Genomic DNA, 15,770 nt, shown 5'->3' with positions numbered 1-15,770 from the left:
CATCGTGTCGAATTTTTATTAAGATAGTATGTACTTTTGATTCGGAATAAGCATGAGGGCTTGCAAATCCCATTGAAACAACGAATTTTGCTTGTTTCGAAATTGCTTTCTTATTATGAGGTGAATATTTCTCCATGAAAAAACGGCAAAATGTTACAATAAAAGGAACGAAGGAAGGTCTCGTCCTTCATCTTGATGATACCTGTTCCTACGAAGAACTAAAAAGGGAACTCGATCATAAGCTCTCAGCTAATTCCAGTACACAGGATGAGCGACAATTAACCTCTGTCAAGGTGGCAATCGGCAACCGCTATATAACGGAATCGCAGCGGGAGGAACTAAAAAACTTAATTCTCAAAAAGAAGAATTTTGTGGTTGAAGAGATTGAATCAAACGTAATCACGAAAGAAGAAGCTGAGCGTCTAATCGCCGAAACAGAGGTCATGACGGTTTCTAGAATCATTCGTTCAGGACAAGTCCTCGAAGTACCAGGAGACCTGCTATTAATTGGTGATGTCAATCCAGGTGGAACGGTGATGGCCGGCGGTAACATTTTTATCATGGGGACATTAAAAGGTATGGCCCACGCCGGCTGCTATGGCAATGAGCAAGCAGTCATTGCTGCGTCAAATATGAAACCATCCCAGCTTAGAATTAGTGATTGTTTAAATAGAGCACCAGACAGTGTCCAAAGCAATGAAAAACGGGAAATGGAATGTGCTTATATAGATGATGAACGTCAAATCATTGTTGATAGATTGCAAGTTTTAATCCAATTAAGACCTAATTTAACGAGATTAGAAGGGGGACATTAAAGTGGGAGAAGCAATAGTAATTACATCCGGTAAGGGTGGAGTAGGAAAAACAACAACTTCTGCTAATATCGGCACATCATTAGCCCTTCAAGGAAAAAAAGTATGTTTAGTAGATACAGACATCGGTCTTCGGAACTTGGACGTAGTAATGGGACTTGAAAACAGAATCATTTATGATCTGGTCGATGTCGTTGAAAAAAGATGCAAAATCCATCAAGCCCTTGTGAAGGACAAACGATTTGACGGGTTATTATACTTACTGCCAGCGGCGCAAACGGTGGATAAAACCGCTGTGAAGCCAGAACAGATGAAAGATTTGATTTTAGAATTAAAGCAAGACTACGATTATATCATTATTGATTGTCCTGCCGGAATTGAGCAGGGTTTTCATAACGCCATTGCTGGAGCAGATAAAGCGATTGTTGTTACAACGCCAGAGGCATCTGCTGTACGCGATGCAGACCGAATTATAGGCCTGCTCGAAAAACAACCGGATATGGAGTCGCCCAAATTAGTGATCAACCGGATTCGAAATCATATGGTGAAGACTGGTGATATGCTTGAGATTGACGAAGTTACCCAGCATCTTTCCATCGAGCTCATCGGAATTGTAGCAGATGATGACGAAGTTATTAAAGCTTCTAACCACGGTGAACCTATTGCTCTGAATCCGAATAACAAAGCATCGATTGCTTATCGAAATATTGCCAGAAGGATTCTCGGTGAATCCATCCCGCTTCAGTCACTCGAAGACGCAGACAAAGGTGTCTTTAAAAAAATTAAAAAATTCTTCGGAGTTCGTTAATACAAAAAGCGGAAGCGCCTACTTTTCTCAAACAGCCTGCCCACTAACTTGTGGACAGGCTGTTTATATTTTTCAGACATACTCTTCCTTTTTCCCTCATAGACTTGTACAAATTAGTGGGAAAAGGGGTGATGGGGATGGCGCGGTCTACACCGGAAGAAATTAGGCGACGAATCGCAAAGCGAAAAAATGATACTGGAACAACATCTGTAAAAAGTCCTGTAAAAAGTCCCGACCGCCAAATTGATTGGCCTAGTGACGATGAAAAATATGGATTCAATCAGTTTACTTCATCAGGAAGCAGTAATGGCGATGATGGGCATCCATTGTTTAAGAAGGAAGTATTTTTTTTCAAAATATTGTCCTCTGTCCTCCTGTTTTTAGTGATAGCGATACTATTTAGGAACCATTCCGCTACTTTTGAGCCAGCTAGAGACGTGGTCATGAAAACAATGGACAAGGATTTTAAATTTGCGACCGTTTCAAACTGGTACGAAAGCAAGTTTGGGAAACCACTGGCACTACTGCCATTTTCTGAAAAAGATCAAACTGGGAAAAAAGAGGTGGCTGAAAAGGAATTTTCCGTACCAGCAATGGGGAAAATCCTTGAAAACTTTGAAAAAAATGGCCAAGGTATCATGATTGAAACAGGAAAAGGGGCGTCCGTCCAAACCATTAATGATGGCATCGTTACCTTCGCAGGGGTGAAGGAAGGATTGGGGAAAACGGTCATTATTCAGCATTCCGATGCGACCGAAACATGGTACGGTAACTTGGACCAAATCAAGGTTAACTTATATGAATATATCGATAAAAGAAAAGTAGTTGGTACGGTCTCAGTGTCGGCAGGAGAAGATAAAACCAAAGGAAAATATTACTTTGCCATAAAAAAAGGCGATGATTTCATCGACCCAATTCAGGTGATACGCTTTGAATAGAGCCATGAATTTATTCCGACTTATCTCTATCCATCCCTTGTTGTGGATTGTGATTGGACTTTCAATTGTGACCGCTCATTTCCTTGAGGTTTGCTTGTTGCTTGGGATCATTTTTATTCATGAAATGGGGCATGCTGCTGCAGCTTCTTTTTTTTCATGGAGAATCCGGAAAATTACCCTGCTCCCGTTTGGCGGGGTTGCCGAAATGGATGAACATGGCAATCGGCCGTTAAGAGAAGAGACAATAGTCGTCCTTGCAGGGCCGCTGCAGCATGTGTGGATGGTCGCCCTAGCCTATGGGTTGGTTACCGTCAACTTAATGCCTGAAGACCTTTTTCAGCTATTCTTAAGCTATAATCTCATGATTTTTGTTTTTAACTTTTTTCCGGTTTGGCCGCTGGATGGCGGGAAACTGGTATTCTTACTTTTCTCATTAAAAAGCTCCTTCCCGATCGCCCATCGCCTAACGCTCATCCTTTCGTTGGTCAGCCTATCCATCTTTTCACTGGTGATCGTGATCGCGGCCCCGACACATATCAATGTCTGGGTCATCATTGCCTTCCTTTATTTCTCGCTTTACCATGAATGGAAGCAGCGGCGCTATATTTTCATGAGATTCTTGCTGGAGCGTTATTATGGGAAAAAATCCAGTCTTCGGACCTTGAAACCAATTGAGGCCAATGAACAGGAGCTACTTATTCACGTCTTAGAAAAATTTCAACGTGGCTGTAAACATCCAATCATCGTCGAAGCAGACGGCAAAGAAAAAGGGATGTTAGATGAAAATGAACTATTGCACGCCTATTTTACCGAAAAACGTCTAACCGATAAAATCAGCGACCTCCTCTTTTCTTATTAAACACTATGTTGATTGGAGCGGAAGGCGCGAGACTCCTGCGGGAGGACGGGGCAGGGGAGACCCCGCAGGCGCGTAGAGCGCCGAGGAGGCTCCCCGGACCGCCCGCGGAAAGCGAAGCGCCTGGAGCGGAAATCAACAGACAAGTTTAACAAGCCTAATAAAAAAGGTATAATAAAAAGAAAAAAGTGAGGTCGCTTGATTGGAAACACTAATTATTAATTACAATTCACGCGAAAAGCGATTTGCTTATCTGAAAAATAACCGCGTTGAAAATATCGTTTTTGACCGACCAGAGCATCGATCACTGGTCGGTAATATTTATTTTGGGACTGTGACAAAAGTATTGCCGGGGATGAATGCATTATTCATTGATATTGGAGAAGAGAAAAATGCGTATTTACACCGTGATGTACTTCCTTCCTATCTCTTATCTGCCGAAAAACAAAAGTCTGTCACCTCGTTTGCCCACCAAGGTGAAAAAATGCTCGTTCAGGTCGATAAGGATGCAACGGGGACGAAAGGTGCTCGCGTGACGGGAATTATTGAAATACAAGGGCCCAATCTCATCTACATGCCAAAAGGCCGCTATGTGGCGGTTTCTAAAAAAATCGCTGACGAAGGTCAAAAAGCAAAACTTCGCCGGAGCGGCAGTCGTTTGAAAACAGAGGAAGAGGGGATCATTTTCCGTACCTCATCGATAACGAGTACAGAAGATGAAATCCTTGCAGAACTAATGAACCTGCGCGAGAACCATCAAGAACTGTTGCTGAAAGTTGCCACGATGAAAAAACCAGGGATCATTTTTCAAAAAGATACCTTTATCGAAATGATTTTGGACCAAATAGCTAGAATGACTAGCGGGGAAGTAATCGTCGATGATTTAGCCCTAAAAAAGCTAGCCGAGGAAAAAAATGATCAGGTCAAATCTATTTACTACAATGGAAAAGAGAATATTTTTTCTGTACATAAAGTGGAACATGAAATTGATAAAGCCCTCAAGCGTATTGTCTGGCTTGATAATGGCGCTTACCTTATCTTTGACGAGACCGAAGCGTTAACGATTATCGATGTGAACACCGGGAAATTTTCCGGAAAGACCAATTATCAGGACACGGTATTAAAAACAAACCAGTTAGCCGCAAAAGAAGTGGTAAGGCAACTGCGTCTGCGCGATATTGGCGGAATTGTTCTCATTGATTTCATTGACATGACACGCGCTGAGGACAAGGAAACGATTCTCAAGCTGATTGAAACGGAATTAACTAAGGATCAAAAAAGAACAAAAATGATTGGCTTTACACCGCTAGGTATTCTACAACTGACGAGGAAAAGGACCAAGGTCACACTTTCTGAGGCACTTGAGGTGAAGTGCCCTGTTTGTGATGGAACGGGCCGAGTCCTTAGTCCAGAAACGGTTGGCTTTAGGCTTGAACGAGAGCTGCTAGAGCATCGAAATTCTGAATTTGAGGCAGTCTTGGTGGAAACAACTCAAGCGGTGAAAGAGGTGCTGTTAGGACTGAATGAAGCCCACCGGCAAGCATTAGAGGAGCTAATGCATATCAAACTATATTTTTCAGTTCAGCCTTCAGCCCGCCATTATTATCTTTTGAAGCAGTTCGGCAATGTGAGTGAGATCTCACAAAAAGTATTTGATTCCTAATCAAGTTCCTAAATATCTATTGACACTTTTGCCTATATTATGTTAGGATTTTAATGTTATGTTTGTAGCACCCGTGCTACAACCGCACAGAACAGGTAGTAAGCCTTTAGTATTTTGCTATAAGCGCCTGTGTATGGCGAGTCTGAGTCTATAAGGAGGTGCAGTTCATGTACGCAATTATCGAAACTGGCGGTAAACAATTGAAAGTTGAAGAAGGCCAAGCTATCTACATCGAAAAATTAGATGTTGAAGCTGGTGAAACAGTTACTTTTGACAAGGTTCTTTTCGTTGGCGGTGAAAGTGTAAAAGTAGGAAGCCCTGTTGTTGCAGGCGCTACAGTTACAGCTAAAGTTGAAAAACAAGGCCGTCAAAAGAAAATCATTGTTTTCAAGTACAAGGCGAAGAAAAACAACCGTAAGAAGCAAGGTCATCGTCAACCTTACACTAAAGTAATCATCGAAAAAATCAACGCGTAAGGTGTTGAATCATAGATGATTCAAATTACGATTAATCGTACAGAGTCCGGATTTATTCAATCATTCGAAATAAGTGGTCATGCATTTTTCGCCAATCGAGGCAAGGATATCGTCTGTGCAGGCGTATCTGCAGTATCCATTGGAGCAATCAACGCTGTGCACGCCCTAACAGGTGTCACGCCCGAGATTGAGCATGAGAGCGGCTTTCTCCGCTGTGTTGTACCGGAACATCTTTCGGAAGACATTTATGAGAAAGTACAACTTCTTCTAGAAGGTATGACTGTTTCATTGCGTACGATTGAAGAAGAATACGGAAAGCACATAAAGATTACCTTCAAAAAGTAGGAGGTGGAATAAATGTTATTAAAATTAGATCTTCAGTTGTTTGCATCTAAAAAAGGTGTAGGTTCTACAAGGAACGGTCGTGACTCACACGCTAAGCGTCTTGGTGCTAAGCGTGCAGACGGACAATTTGTATCTGGTGGTTCAATCCTATACCGTCAACGCGGTACAAAGATTTACCCAGGTGAAAACGTTGGCCGTGGAGGAGACGATACTCTTTTTGCAAAAGTTGACGGCGTTGTGAAATTTGAACGTTTCGGACGTGATCGCAAAAAAGTGAGCGTTTATCCAGTAGCTCAAGAAGCTTAAGGTAACTAGCGAAAACTCTAACCTGTTTGGTTAGAGTTTTCTTTTTGCTAACGAATTTTTCCTTCCATATATTCTTCAGGAAAACGACTTCGTAGATGCTTCTTTTTGCCTCTAATGATCTTTCATCACATAAAATTGCTTACTCAGGGTTATTTTTTTGATATACTATCAGCAAAATAGTGTTGTGACACTTAATGTGGGAGTGTACGTATGGAGAAAGAATGGGATATAGTTGAGGTGCTCCGGCATTGTCGACATGATTGGTTAAATAGGCTTCAGCTTATTAAGGGGAACTTGGATTTAAATCGAATCGACCGGGCAAAAGCGGTCATTGATGAAATTATCATTGAAGCACAGCATGAATCACGGCTAACAAATTTAAAAATACCTTTATTTGCCTCAATGCTGTTAAAAGCTAATTGGGAGAATCCTTCCTTTAAGCTTGAATATGAGGTCCTTCAAGATTCGGAATCCTTTCAAATTAATGAAGAACAGATCACAAAGTGGACTTGCCTTTTTTTTGAGTGTTTAAATGAGGCAATTGAAGCATTCCAAGAAAATCATTTATCAATATCAATTGATCCGCAATCAGAGGGAGTTCGTTTCTTTTTTGATTTTAGCGGGATAATAATAAAAAGTGAATTAATTGAAGCATTCCTTGCAGACCCCAAAATTCTACTGGATGTAGTGGTCAAGGAATTCTCAGAAAGAGAACTCGCAGTAGAAGTTTTTATTCCTATTCAAAAAAGATAGGCTAAAGCTGAGATATTTTTCGTGACAAAAGTTAATTCGATATGCAGACTGGAGGAATAAGATGTTTGTTGATCAAACGAAGATTTATGTAAAAGCCGGAGATGGCGGAAATGGTATGGTTGCGTTTCGTAAGGAAAAATATATACCAAAAGGCGGTCCAGCTGGCGGAGATGGCGGTAAAGGTGCCAATGTTGTTTTTGAAGTAAATGAGGGCTTGCGGACTTTAATGGATTTCCGTTATCAGCGTCACTTTAAAGCACCACGCGGCGAGCATGGCATGTCCAAAAACCAGCACGGTGCCGGTGCAAAGGATATGATTGTTAAGGTACCGCCTGGAACAGTGGTCATTGATGAAAAAACAAAGGAAGTCCTTGCTGATTTAGTCGAGAACGGACAGCAGGCGATTATTGCCCGCGGGGGCCGTGGCGGGCGAGGAAATTCACGGTTTGCAACCCCGGCCAATCCAGCACCAGAGCTATCTGAAAATGGAGAACCAGGCCAAGAACGTGAAGTCATTCTTGAATTGAAGCTGCTTGCTGATGTCGGATTAGTTGGATTCCCAAGTGTTGGTAAATCGACGCTATTATCGGTTGTATCATCGGCAAGACCGAAAATCGCCGAGTACCATTTTACCACAATTGTTCCGAATCTTGGTATGGTAGAAACGGAAGACGGCAGAAGCTTTGTTATGGCAGACCTTCCAGGTTTGATTGAAGGGGCAAGTGAAGGGGTTGGCCTCGGCCATCAATTCTTACGTCATATTGAACGGACAAGGGTTATTGTCCATGTGATTGATATGGCAGCGATGGAAGGCAGAGACCCATATGAGGACTACCTTACAATCAACAAGGAATTAAAAGAGTACAACCTGCGCTTGACAGAACGCCCACAAGTTATCGTTGCTAATAAGATGGATATGCCTGAAGCTGAGGAAAACTTGAAAAAGTTTAAGGAGCAGCTGGAAGAGGATTTTCCAATCTTCCCTATTTCAGCCGTAACAAGAAAAGGACTACGTGAGCTATTGTTTGCTGTAGCTGATAAGATCGAGGAAACACCAGAATTTCCACTTGAACATGAAGAAGAGGAAACAACGGGTGTCCATCGTGTTCTTTATAAGCACGAAGCAGAGCCGGAAGCATTTAGAATTACGAGAGAACCTGATGGGTCATTTGTTGTCTCGGGTGAAAAAACAGATAAGCTCTTTAAGATGACAGACTTCTCAAGAGAAGAATCCGTCCGCCGTTTTGCACGTCAACTTCGTGGTCTTGGTGTTGATGAAGCGTTAAGGGAACGGGGAGCAAAAGACGGGGATATTGTGAAATTAATGGAGTTTGAATTCGAGTTTATTGAGTAGAAGGAAAGGCCCTGAAGAGATCAAGGTAGGGTGATAAAAATGGAAAACGCTGATAAAAAATTTTACTTAGTGCGTGAAGATGTGTTGCCAGAAGCGATGAAAAAAACGCTTGATGTCAAGGAAATGCTTGAAAGAGGTAAGGCAGAATCAATTGCAGATGCAGTTCATAAAGCGGATTTAAGCAGAAGTGCCTTTTATAAATATAGAGATACTGTTTTTCCTTTCTCGTCCATTAAAAAGGAAAAGATTATCTCGCTTTTCTTTCACCTAGAAGATCGTTCAGGCACGCTATCAAAATTGCTCAGTGTTGTGGCCAATTCAGGCTGCAATATTGTTACCCTTCACCAAACGATTCCGTTGCAAGGCAGGGCGAATGTGACACTCTCATTAAACACTTCAAACATTACGATGGAAATAGATGAGTTACTTAAAGAACTAAGGAAACTCGAATTTGTAGAGAAGATAGAAGTGCTGGGAACAGGTGTGTAGGAGAAAAACTACAACCGGCTCTCAGCTTTCTTTTTAAAAAAATAAGGGGAGTGGGGAAATAGTGAAGGTTGGATATTTAGGACCAAAGGCTACATTCACAGAGTTAGCAGTGAAAAAGGTTTTTCAAGGATTTGAAATTGTGCCCTATCAGACGATTCCTGCAAGTGTCGATGCCATCGTAGATAAAGAAGTGGATCTTGCTGTCGTTCCAATTGAGAACGCTTTGGAAGGCTCTGTAAATATTACACTTGATTATTTAACACATGTTGTTCAGATCCCGATTATTGGTGAAATTACGTTACCCATTAAGCAGCATTTGATGGTTCATCCTGATAATATGGACAATTGGCGTGATGTGAGTAAGGTATACAGCCACTCCCATGCGATTGCCCAGTGCCATAAATTTTTACATAATCAATTAAAAGGAGTGCCGTTTGAGAGTGTGTCTTCCACTGCAGCAGCGGCGCAAATGGTAATGGAACAGCCTGACTTAAAAGCGGCCGCGATTGCGAATGAATTAGCGGCGAAAGAATATGGGTTGGCGATAGTCCAAAGAAACATCCATGATTTTGACCATAATCACACGCGGTTTGTGGTCCTAACAAAAGAGAATTTTGATTTCCAGGCCATGAGTGGTTCATCCCATTACAAAACGACACTGATGGTTACATTGCCTGAGGACGACCAAGCGGGAGCCCTTCATCAAGTGTTATCAGCGTTCGCCTGGAGAAAGTTAAACTTATCAAAAATTGAATCTCGGCCGATGAAAACTGGAATTGGCAATTACTTTTTCATTATTGATATCGAAATGGAATTTGATGAGGTATTGATACCTGGAGCAATGGCTGAGTTAGAGGCATTAGGCTGTAGTGTTAAATTATTAGGAAGCTATCCATCCGTTATGGTGAAATTGGATTAATAAATAAAGGACCCGAGAATTTCGGGTCCTTTATTGTTCTGTCTATCAAGGCTCTATTCAATCATAAAACCTTCTGCCTTAAGGGCTGCTTCGGCTTTATCTAAGACTTGGGTGCTTGAGGCTGAAATGGTATGAAGGTGGATTCCTTCCGTTAACTCAGATAATAAGGAAGCTTTGGTTTTTTGCATGTTTTCCAAGAATTGTTTAACTTCTTGGCGATTTGAAACCATAATCGATGCGGTCAAATCTCCGTAAACCGTGTGTTCAATTTTTACATCTTTCACTAACACACCATGGTCAACTAGCAGATTTAGCTCCCTTTCTGTGTCTTCCGGTAAATGTCTGCATGCGATTGTTCTTTCAAAGGAATAAGTGCTGGAGTTTTGCTTTAAATAAATATACCCTTGGCTGGTTGCAATAATGGGTTCATTTTTAGCCTTAAGAAGAGTGATATCCCCGACGATCACCTGTCTGCTTACATTGGTTCGATTGGCAAGTTCACTTCCTGTCAGCGGGACAGGGCTATCTTTTAACTGTTGTAGAATTAAAGACCTCCTTTCCTCTCCCAATATTTTTTTTTGCTCGACCATATAATTCCTCCTATTTCTATTGCTGTTTACCTATTTTAGCACAGTTTAAATTTTTTATATAACGGAAACGGCCTTGAATGCATTCACGATTTTAACCATACTTTCCCCAAGTTGAATAACATCCTCCAAGCTAGTGGAATGGCCAAAAGAGATGCGGATAAACTCTTTAGCTTCTTCAGTCGTTAATCCTAGTGCCTGCGTGACTTTGGCCGGGGACTGCATGCCAATCTGACAGGCGCTGCCGGTTGAAATCGCAAACCCTAATCGATTGCATTCCAGCATCATCCATTGGCCCTCAATTCCGGAAATCCGAAGCCCGATAATACTAGCGAGCTGCGAACCTTGGCCACCTTGATAAATCTTCACTTGGTCCTTAATGGGCTCAAGCGAATCCATAAAAGCTTTCCGCAACAATTGATATTTATTATGATCCGCTTGCAAGTTTCCGGTTATTTTCTGTGCGGCGACTGTCATCGCGGCAATTGCAGGTACATTGACCGTGCCTGGGCGGAATCCTTTTTCATGAGAGGTCCCTGGAAAAAACGACTGCCATTTAATACGGGGATGAACATAGACGCCCCCAATCCCTTTGGGTCCATATATTTTATGCCCGGAAAAAGAAAAACTGCTGACATGCGGAGCAATTGATTTTAGATCCATTTTTCCAAAAGATTGAACAAAATCGCTGTGCAGATGAATATGGTGGGCCTGGCAAATTTTAGCGATTTCAGCGATTGGCTGGATCGTCCCAATCTCAGAATTAACATGCTGCAGGGTGATTAGTATGGTTTCTGGTGTAATCGACTTTTCAAGTTGTTCAAGATTGATCAAACCATTTGAATGTAACGGAAGCAATGTGATGTCATAGCCAGTTTCCTTTAGTCTGTTAAGGGCACCATGAACGGATGAATGTTCCGCCACACCTGCGATAATATGGTTTCCTTTCTTTTTTGGGGAGGATAACAAGGCTTCTATTGCTAAAAAATTCCCCTCAGATCCACCACTAGTGAAGAATATCCCATTTTTATCAACCCCAACTAGATTAGCCAGTTCTTCGCGGCAATTTTCAAGTAAGGCAGCTGATTGCCCTCCGATATCATGGAGGCTGCTGGAATTGCCAAAGTATTCAGTGGCAACTTTCAAATACACTTCGGCTGCTTCAGGGTCTAATGGAGTTGTTGCTGCAAAATCAAAATATTTCATCATACATCTCCAATACTCGAATTTTTTTGGTTGTGGTAAAGGTCATTGTTGATTTTAAAGTCCAGGTTGATCGAAGCGCCCTACGCTGCAATCAACAGCCAAGTTTAACACCGTGCATTTCTACTTTTCTATAAAAATACTTGTTTTTAGTTTAAATCTATGTAAATATATATGTCAAGACACCTGTTAGGTCAGGAGGATTATTTGATGACAAATAACGATGTATTAATTATTGGAAGTGGAATAGCCGCTTTACAGCTGGCTGTACAATTAAATAATGAATTGAATGTGAGAATTCTCACAAAGGGGAAATTACGAACGGCAAATTCGTATCTGGCCCAAGGTGGGATTGCGGCAGCGTTGGGTACAAATGACCACCCTTCTAAACATATTGTCGATACGCTGGAAGCGGGAAGATTTCACAACAATCAAGAGGCTGTTCAGCAAGTCATTAATGCCGCACCGGATCTGATCAAGAACATTGCTCGCCAAGGGGATATATTTGATAAAGATCCAACGGGGGAATTGTTTCTTGGGATGGAAGGGGCTCACAGCGAAAAGAGAATTGTACATGGCGGTGGCGATGCCACTGGCAAAAACGTCATGGAGTTTCTGATCAGTCAGCTCAAGCTTAAGAAAAATATCACGGTCGAAGAGAATGTCTTCGCCTATGAATTACTGCTAAATTCCGAACAGAAACGTTGTGTAGGTGTTAAAGCTAAAATATCAACAGGTGCGATTCAAAGGTTTTACGGCAATCATGTCATTATCGCGACAGGCGGCTGCGGACAACTATATACCTACACTTCTAACGCTAAAACAGTCAGCGGCGATGGAATTGCGATGGCTTATTTAGCCGGTGCTGATCTCGTTGATATGGAATTTATTCAATTTCACCCTACGCTTTTATCTATAAACGGTGAAACAAAGGGGTTAATTTCTGAAGCCGTTAGGGGAGAAGGGGCGACCCTTGTTACCGAGGATGGTACTCCTATTATGGAGGGTGTCCACCCCTTAAAAGATCTTGGCCCGAGGCATGTGGTCTCGCAACGGATCTATGAATTTATAAAAAAAGGCAAACAAATTTATTTGGATATAAGCAAAATTAAAGAATTTAGTAAAAGATTCCCTTCGATTACTTCTATTTGTGAGGACAATGGAATCCGTATCACGGATGGGAAAATCCCTGTCGCACCCGGAAGTCATTTTTTAATGGGAGGAATTAAAACCGATTTAATTGGACGATCTTCAATTGATGGGCTTTATGCGATCGGGGAAGCCTCCTGCACGGGATTGCACGGTGCGAATCGTTTAGCTAGTAATTCCTTATTAGAGGGATTATTTCAAGGGGAACAGTTGTCGAAATGGATCAATGAAGCGGGTGAAGAATCACAAGTTTTCGTGCAGGATTATTTTTATTATCCAACGAAGGAAGAAAAAATGAATTTGCCATCCATTGAAAAGATTAAAGCATTAATGATGGAACGGGTTGGAATTGTCCGAAATAAAGCAAATCTGAAAAAGCAGCAAGCTTGGGTTTCTCAATATAAGGCCGAAAAGATCCATTTAGATACTTGTTCAACACAAGACATGACCAAGGTTTTTATGCTGATCATCGCCAATCTAATCACAGAATCTGCATTGAAGCGGACAGAGAGTCGGGGCGGTCACTTCAGAAGTGATTATCCGAAAGAAGAAAATCACAGTTGGTTAAGGAAAACAATTATTCATAACTATAATCAGGGAATGGAGAAGTCCAATGAACACATTGAAACTGCGCTCGCAACTTGAGAAATTTTTTATGGAAGATATCGGGGAACAGGATATTACGACCGATCTAATCTTTGGTGATGATACAAATGGGGAAATTGTTTTTCTTTCAAAAGATGATGGTGTTTTTTGTGGAGAAGAAATTATCAAAACCGGATTTCAGCTGTTAAATAACGAAATTTCAACTCAAGTGTTTGTGAAGGATGGTCAAGCAATCAAATACGGCGATAAGTTAGCACATGTCTCTGGAAAAATAGCTGATTTATTAAAAGGGGAAAGAGTCATCCTTAATCTTATCCAACGGATGAGCGGGATTGCTACCTTAACTCGTCAAACAGTTACCACCCTTGATAGTGGACATACAAAAATTTGTGATACACGGAAAACTACGCCGGGACTCCGAATGCTTGAAAAATACGCTGTTCGCACTGGGGGCGGTTTTAATCACCGTTTTGGATTATACGATGGGGTCATGATTAAAGACAACCACATTTCGTTTGCCGGCTCGATTACCAAGGCGGTAGAAGCGATTCGCAAAAATGCCGGTCATATGGTGAAGGTTGAAGTGGAAACGGAGTCGGAAGCACAAGTGATTGAAGCCGTAAATGCAGGGGCGGATGTCATCATGTTTGATAATCGGACCCCTGACGAAATTAAGGAATTGATAAAATTAGTCCCAGCTAACATCATTACCGAAGCCTCAGGCGGAATCCAATTAGCCAATATTGCTGATTTTCGGGATACAGGTGTAGATTATATCTCACTTGGATACTTAACTCATTCATATAAAGCACTCGACATAAGTGTAAAAGTACTTTGGAATAAGGGAGATGAGTAAAATGAATATTTTGGCTACATTACAAAAAAATATCATGATTCCTGAAAAATACAAGCAAATGACGAGAGAAGAACTCGAAAACCGTGTGATTGAGGTAAAGAAACAGCTCGGTTCACGTCTGTTTATTCCAGGTCATCATTATCAAAAAGACGAAGTGGTTCAGTTTGCTGATGCGACAGGTGATTCCCTGCAACTTGCACAATTATCAGCTGAAAATACAGAAGCTGAATTTATTGTTTTCTGTGGTGTACATTTCATGGCAGAAACAGCAGATATATTAACAAGTGAAAAGCAAAGGGTGATCTTGCCTGATATGCGCGCAGGTTGTTCGATGGCTGATATGGCGGATATCCAGCAAACAGAAAGAGCATGGGAATCGCTTCAGGAAATATTCGGAGACACGATTCTTCCATTAACATATGTCAATTCAACCGCAGCAATTAAATCATTTGTTGGTGCACATGGCGGGGCTACGGTCACTTCCTCCAATGCAGAGACGATGGTTAAGTGGGCATTTGAAATGAAAGAACGGATTTTATTTTTACCAGATCAGCATTTAGGCAGAAATACTGCCGCTGATTTAGGCGTAGGTTTAGACGAAATGGCGATTTGGAATCCAATTAATCATGTCCTGGAATACGAAGGTGATTTTTCAAAAATTAAAGTAATCCTTTGGAAAGGGCATTGCTCGGTTCATGAGAATTTCACTGTCCAAAATGTTAGCGATACACGCAGTCAATATCCTGATATGAAAATTATCGTTCATCCGGAATGCCGCCGTGAGGTAGTGGAGTTAGCGGATATGGCCGGATCAACAAGTTATATTATCAAAGCGATTGAAAGTGCTGAGCCCGGAACAGCTTGGGCGATTGGAACGGAGATGAATCTTGTCAATCGCTTAATAAAAAATCACCCTGATAAAAAGATCATCTCGTTAAATCCGCATATGTGTCCGTGTCTAACCATGAACCGAATTGATCTGCCGCATTTAGTTTGGAGCCTAGATACACTAGAAGAGACAAATAATATTATTAAAGTAAGTCCTGAGATTGCTGAAAATGCAAAATTAGCGCTTGAACGGATGTTAAAAAATTCATAATAAATGTTAAAAAAGATGCAATTTACCTGATTGCATCTTTTTTATATTTTAGGGGGGATTCATATTCTTTTGAAAAATAGCATAAGTTTTTGTGAAGAAGGATAGCACTTTGCCCATTTTCACATAGACTATATGGACTTATGCCATAGGAGGGGAAATCAGAGTGAAGATCCATATCGTACAGAAAGGGGATACTCTTTGGAAGATTGCCAAGAAGTACGGCGTGAATTTTGAAGAGCTGAAAAAGATGAATTCACAGCTCAGCAACCCTGATATGATTATGCCCGGTATGAAATTAAAGGTCCCAACTTCAGGTGGAACGATAAAAAAGGAAGCACCGATGGGAACAAAACCAGGTACAACAATCAACTTAGGAGTTAAGAAAGAAAAGCCGCTTGCTGAGCAACCGTTAGTCAAAGAGAAACCCGTAAAAGAAGCACCGATTAAGGCAGCACCAATCAAGGAAGCTCCCATCAAGGAGGCACCGATAAAAGCAGCACCAATTAAAGAAGCACCAATTAAGGAAGCACCAATTATTAAAGAAGTACCAA

17 protein-coding genes, 1 pseudogene and 1 other annotated feature are annotated in these 15,770 nt (G+C 41.4%); of the genes and pseudogenes, 16 read left to right on the top strand and 2 right to left on the bottom strand.

Going from position 1 to position 15,770, the window contains the following annotated elements:
- Positions 1-134: 134 nt before the first annotated feature.
- The 12 genes from minC (at position 135) to pheA (ending at position 9,719) form a co-directional block, all read left to right on the top strand.
- Entirely contained in the window at positions 135-815 is a 681-nt protein-coding gene (gene minC / locus COE25_RS24165) for a septum site-determining protein MinC (RefSeq protein WP_098934433.1), read from the top strand.
- A gap of 1 nt (position 816) precedes the next feature.
- The gene (gene minD / locus COE25_RS24160; protein ID WP_098934432.1) at positions 817-1,620 is read left to right on the top strand and encodes a septum site-determining protein MinD; all 804 of its coding nucleotides are present in this window, start codon (positions 817-819) and stop codon (positions 1,618-1,620) included.
- Between the two features lie 137 nt (positions 1,621-1,757).
- Entirely contained in the window at positions 1,758-2,558 is an 801-nt protein-coding gene (locus tag COE25_RS24155; protein ID WP_180247587.1) for a M23 family metallopeptidase, read from the top strand.
- Positions 2,551-3,417: a M50 family metallopeptidase gene (locus COE25_RS24150; protein WP_088089141.1), complete on the top strand. Its 867-nt coding sequence runs from the start codon at positions 2,551-2,553 to the stop codon at positions 3,415-3,417. Before COE25_RS24155 ends, COE25_RS24150 begins: the two co-directional genes overlap by 8 nt.
- Positions 3,418-3,616: 199 nt before the next feature.
- Complete coding sequence (locus tag COE25_RS24145) at positions 3,617-5,077, top strand: Rne/Rng family ribonuclease (RefSeq protein WP_098934430.1); 1,461 nt, start codon at positions 3,617-3,619, stop codon at positions 5,075-5,077.
- 70 nt (positions 5,078-5,147) lie between these two features.
- Positions 5,148-5,231, top strand: a sequence feature (ribosomal protein L21 leader region).
- 13 nt (positions 5,232-5,244) lie between these two features.
- Entirely contained in the window at positions 5,245-5,553 is a 309-nt protein-coding gene (gene rplU / locus COE25_RS24140; protein WP_088089139.1) for a 50S ribosomal protein L21, read from the top strand.
- A gap of 15 nt (positions 5,554-5,568) precedes the next feature.
- Complete coding sequence (locus COE25_RS24135) at positions 5,569-5,898, top strand: ribosomal-processing cysteine protease Prp (RefSeq protein WP_098934429.1); 330 nt, start codon at positions 5,569-5,571, stop codon at positions 5,896-5,898.
- Positions 5,899-5,910: 12 nt separating this feature from the next.
- Entirely contained in the window at positions 5,911-6,204 is a 294-nt protein-coding gene (gene rpmA, locus COE25_RS24130) for a 50S ribosomal protein L27 (RefSeq protein WP_066257887.1), read from the top strand.
- Between the two features lie 210 nt (positions 6,205-6,414).
- The gene (locus COE25_RS24125; protein ID WP_098934428.1) at positions 6,415-6,957 is read left to right on the top strand and encodes a sporulation initiation phosphotransferase B; all 543 of its coding nucleotides are present in this window, start codon (positions 6,415-6,417) and stop codon (positions 6,955-6,957) included.
- A 61-nt stretch (positions 6,958-7,018) separates the two neighbouring features.
- Positions 7,019-8,311 carry a GTPase ObgE gene (obgE, locus tag COE25_RS24120; RefSeq protein ID WP_088089136.1) on the top strand — a complete coding sequence of 431 codons (1,293 nt, stop codon included), beginning with the start codon at positions 7,019-7,021 and terminating at the stop codon, positions 8,309-8,311.
- Between the two features lie 39 nt (positions 8,312-8,350).
- Positions 8,351-8,800 (top strand): ACT domain-containing protein, encoded by a 450-nt coding sequence (locus COE25_RS24115; RefSeq protein ID WP_180247586.1) that lies wholly within the window; start codon positions 8,351-8,353, stop codon positions 8,798-8,800.
- Between the two features lie 61 nt (positions 8,801-8,861).
- Entirely contained in the window at positions 8,862-9,719 is an 858-nt protein-coding gene (gene pheA / locus COE25_RS24110) for a prephenate dehydratase (protein ID WP_098934427.1), read from the top strand.
- 53 nt (positions 9,720-9,772) lie between these two features.
- Here the strand turns inward: pheA and COE25_RS24105 are convergent, their stop codons facing one another.
- Positions 9,773-10,309, bottom strand: a complete 537-nt coding sequence (locus tag COE25_RS24105; RefSeq protein ID WP_088089133.1) for a transcription repressor NadR — start codon at positions 10,307-10,309, stop codon at positions 9,773-9,775.
- 54 nt (positions 10,310-10,363) lie between these two features.
- Entirely contained in the window at positions 10,364-11,515 is a 1,152-nt protein-coding gene (locus tag COE25_RS24100) for an IscS subfamily cysteine desulfurase (protein ID WP_257208943.1), read from the bottom strand.
- A gap of 204 nt (positions 11,516-11,719) precedes the next feature.
- On the opposite strand from COE25_RS24100, the gene nadB reads away from it, so the two are divergent.
- The 4 genes and pseudogenes from nadB to safA form a co-directional block, all read left to right on the top strand.
- The gene (gene nadB, locus COE25_RS24095; RefSeq protein WP_098934425.1) at positions 11,720-13,303 is read left to right on the top strand and encodes an L-aspartate oxidase; all 1,584 of its coding nucleotides are present in this window, start codon (positions 11,720-11,722) and stop codon (positions 13,301-13,303) included.
- Positions 13,272-14,120, top strand: coding sequence for a carboxylating nicotinate-nucleotide diphosphorylase (nadC, locus tag COE25_RS24090; RefSeq protein ID WP_098934424.1), 849 nt, complete (start codon positions 13,272-13,274; stop codon positions 14,118-14,120). The genes nadB and nadC overlap by 32 nt, the downstream gene beginning before the upstream one ends.
- Position 14,121: 1 nt before the next feature.
- On the top strand, positions 14,122-15,219 hold the full coding sequence (gene nadA, locus COE25_RS24085) for a quinolinate synthase NadA (protein ID WP_098934423.1): 1,098 nt from the start codon (positions 14,122-14,124) through the stop codon (positions 15,217-15,219).
- A gap of 163 nt (positions 15,220-15,382) precedes the next feature.
- A pseudogene (safA, locus tag COE25_RS32375) lies at positions 15,383-15,517 on the top strand (SafA/ExsA family spore coat assembly protein); the annotation flags it as partial.
- Between the last annotated feature and the right edge of the window lie 253 nt (positions 15,518-15,770).

It is taken from the genome of Bacillus sp. AFS031507, from assembly GCF_002584635.1.
Classification (GTDB): Bacteria; Bacillota; Bacilli; order Bacillales; family Cytobacillaceae; genus Neobacillus.
The sequence above is the reverse complement of the archived record's forward strand: the minus strand, read 5'-3'. Positions and strand labels throughout refer to the sequence as shown.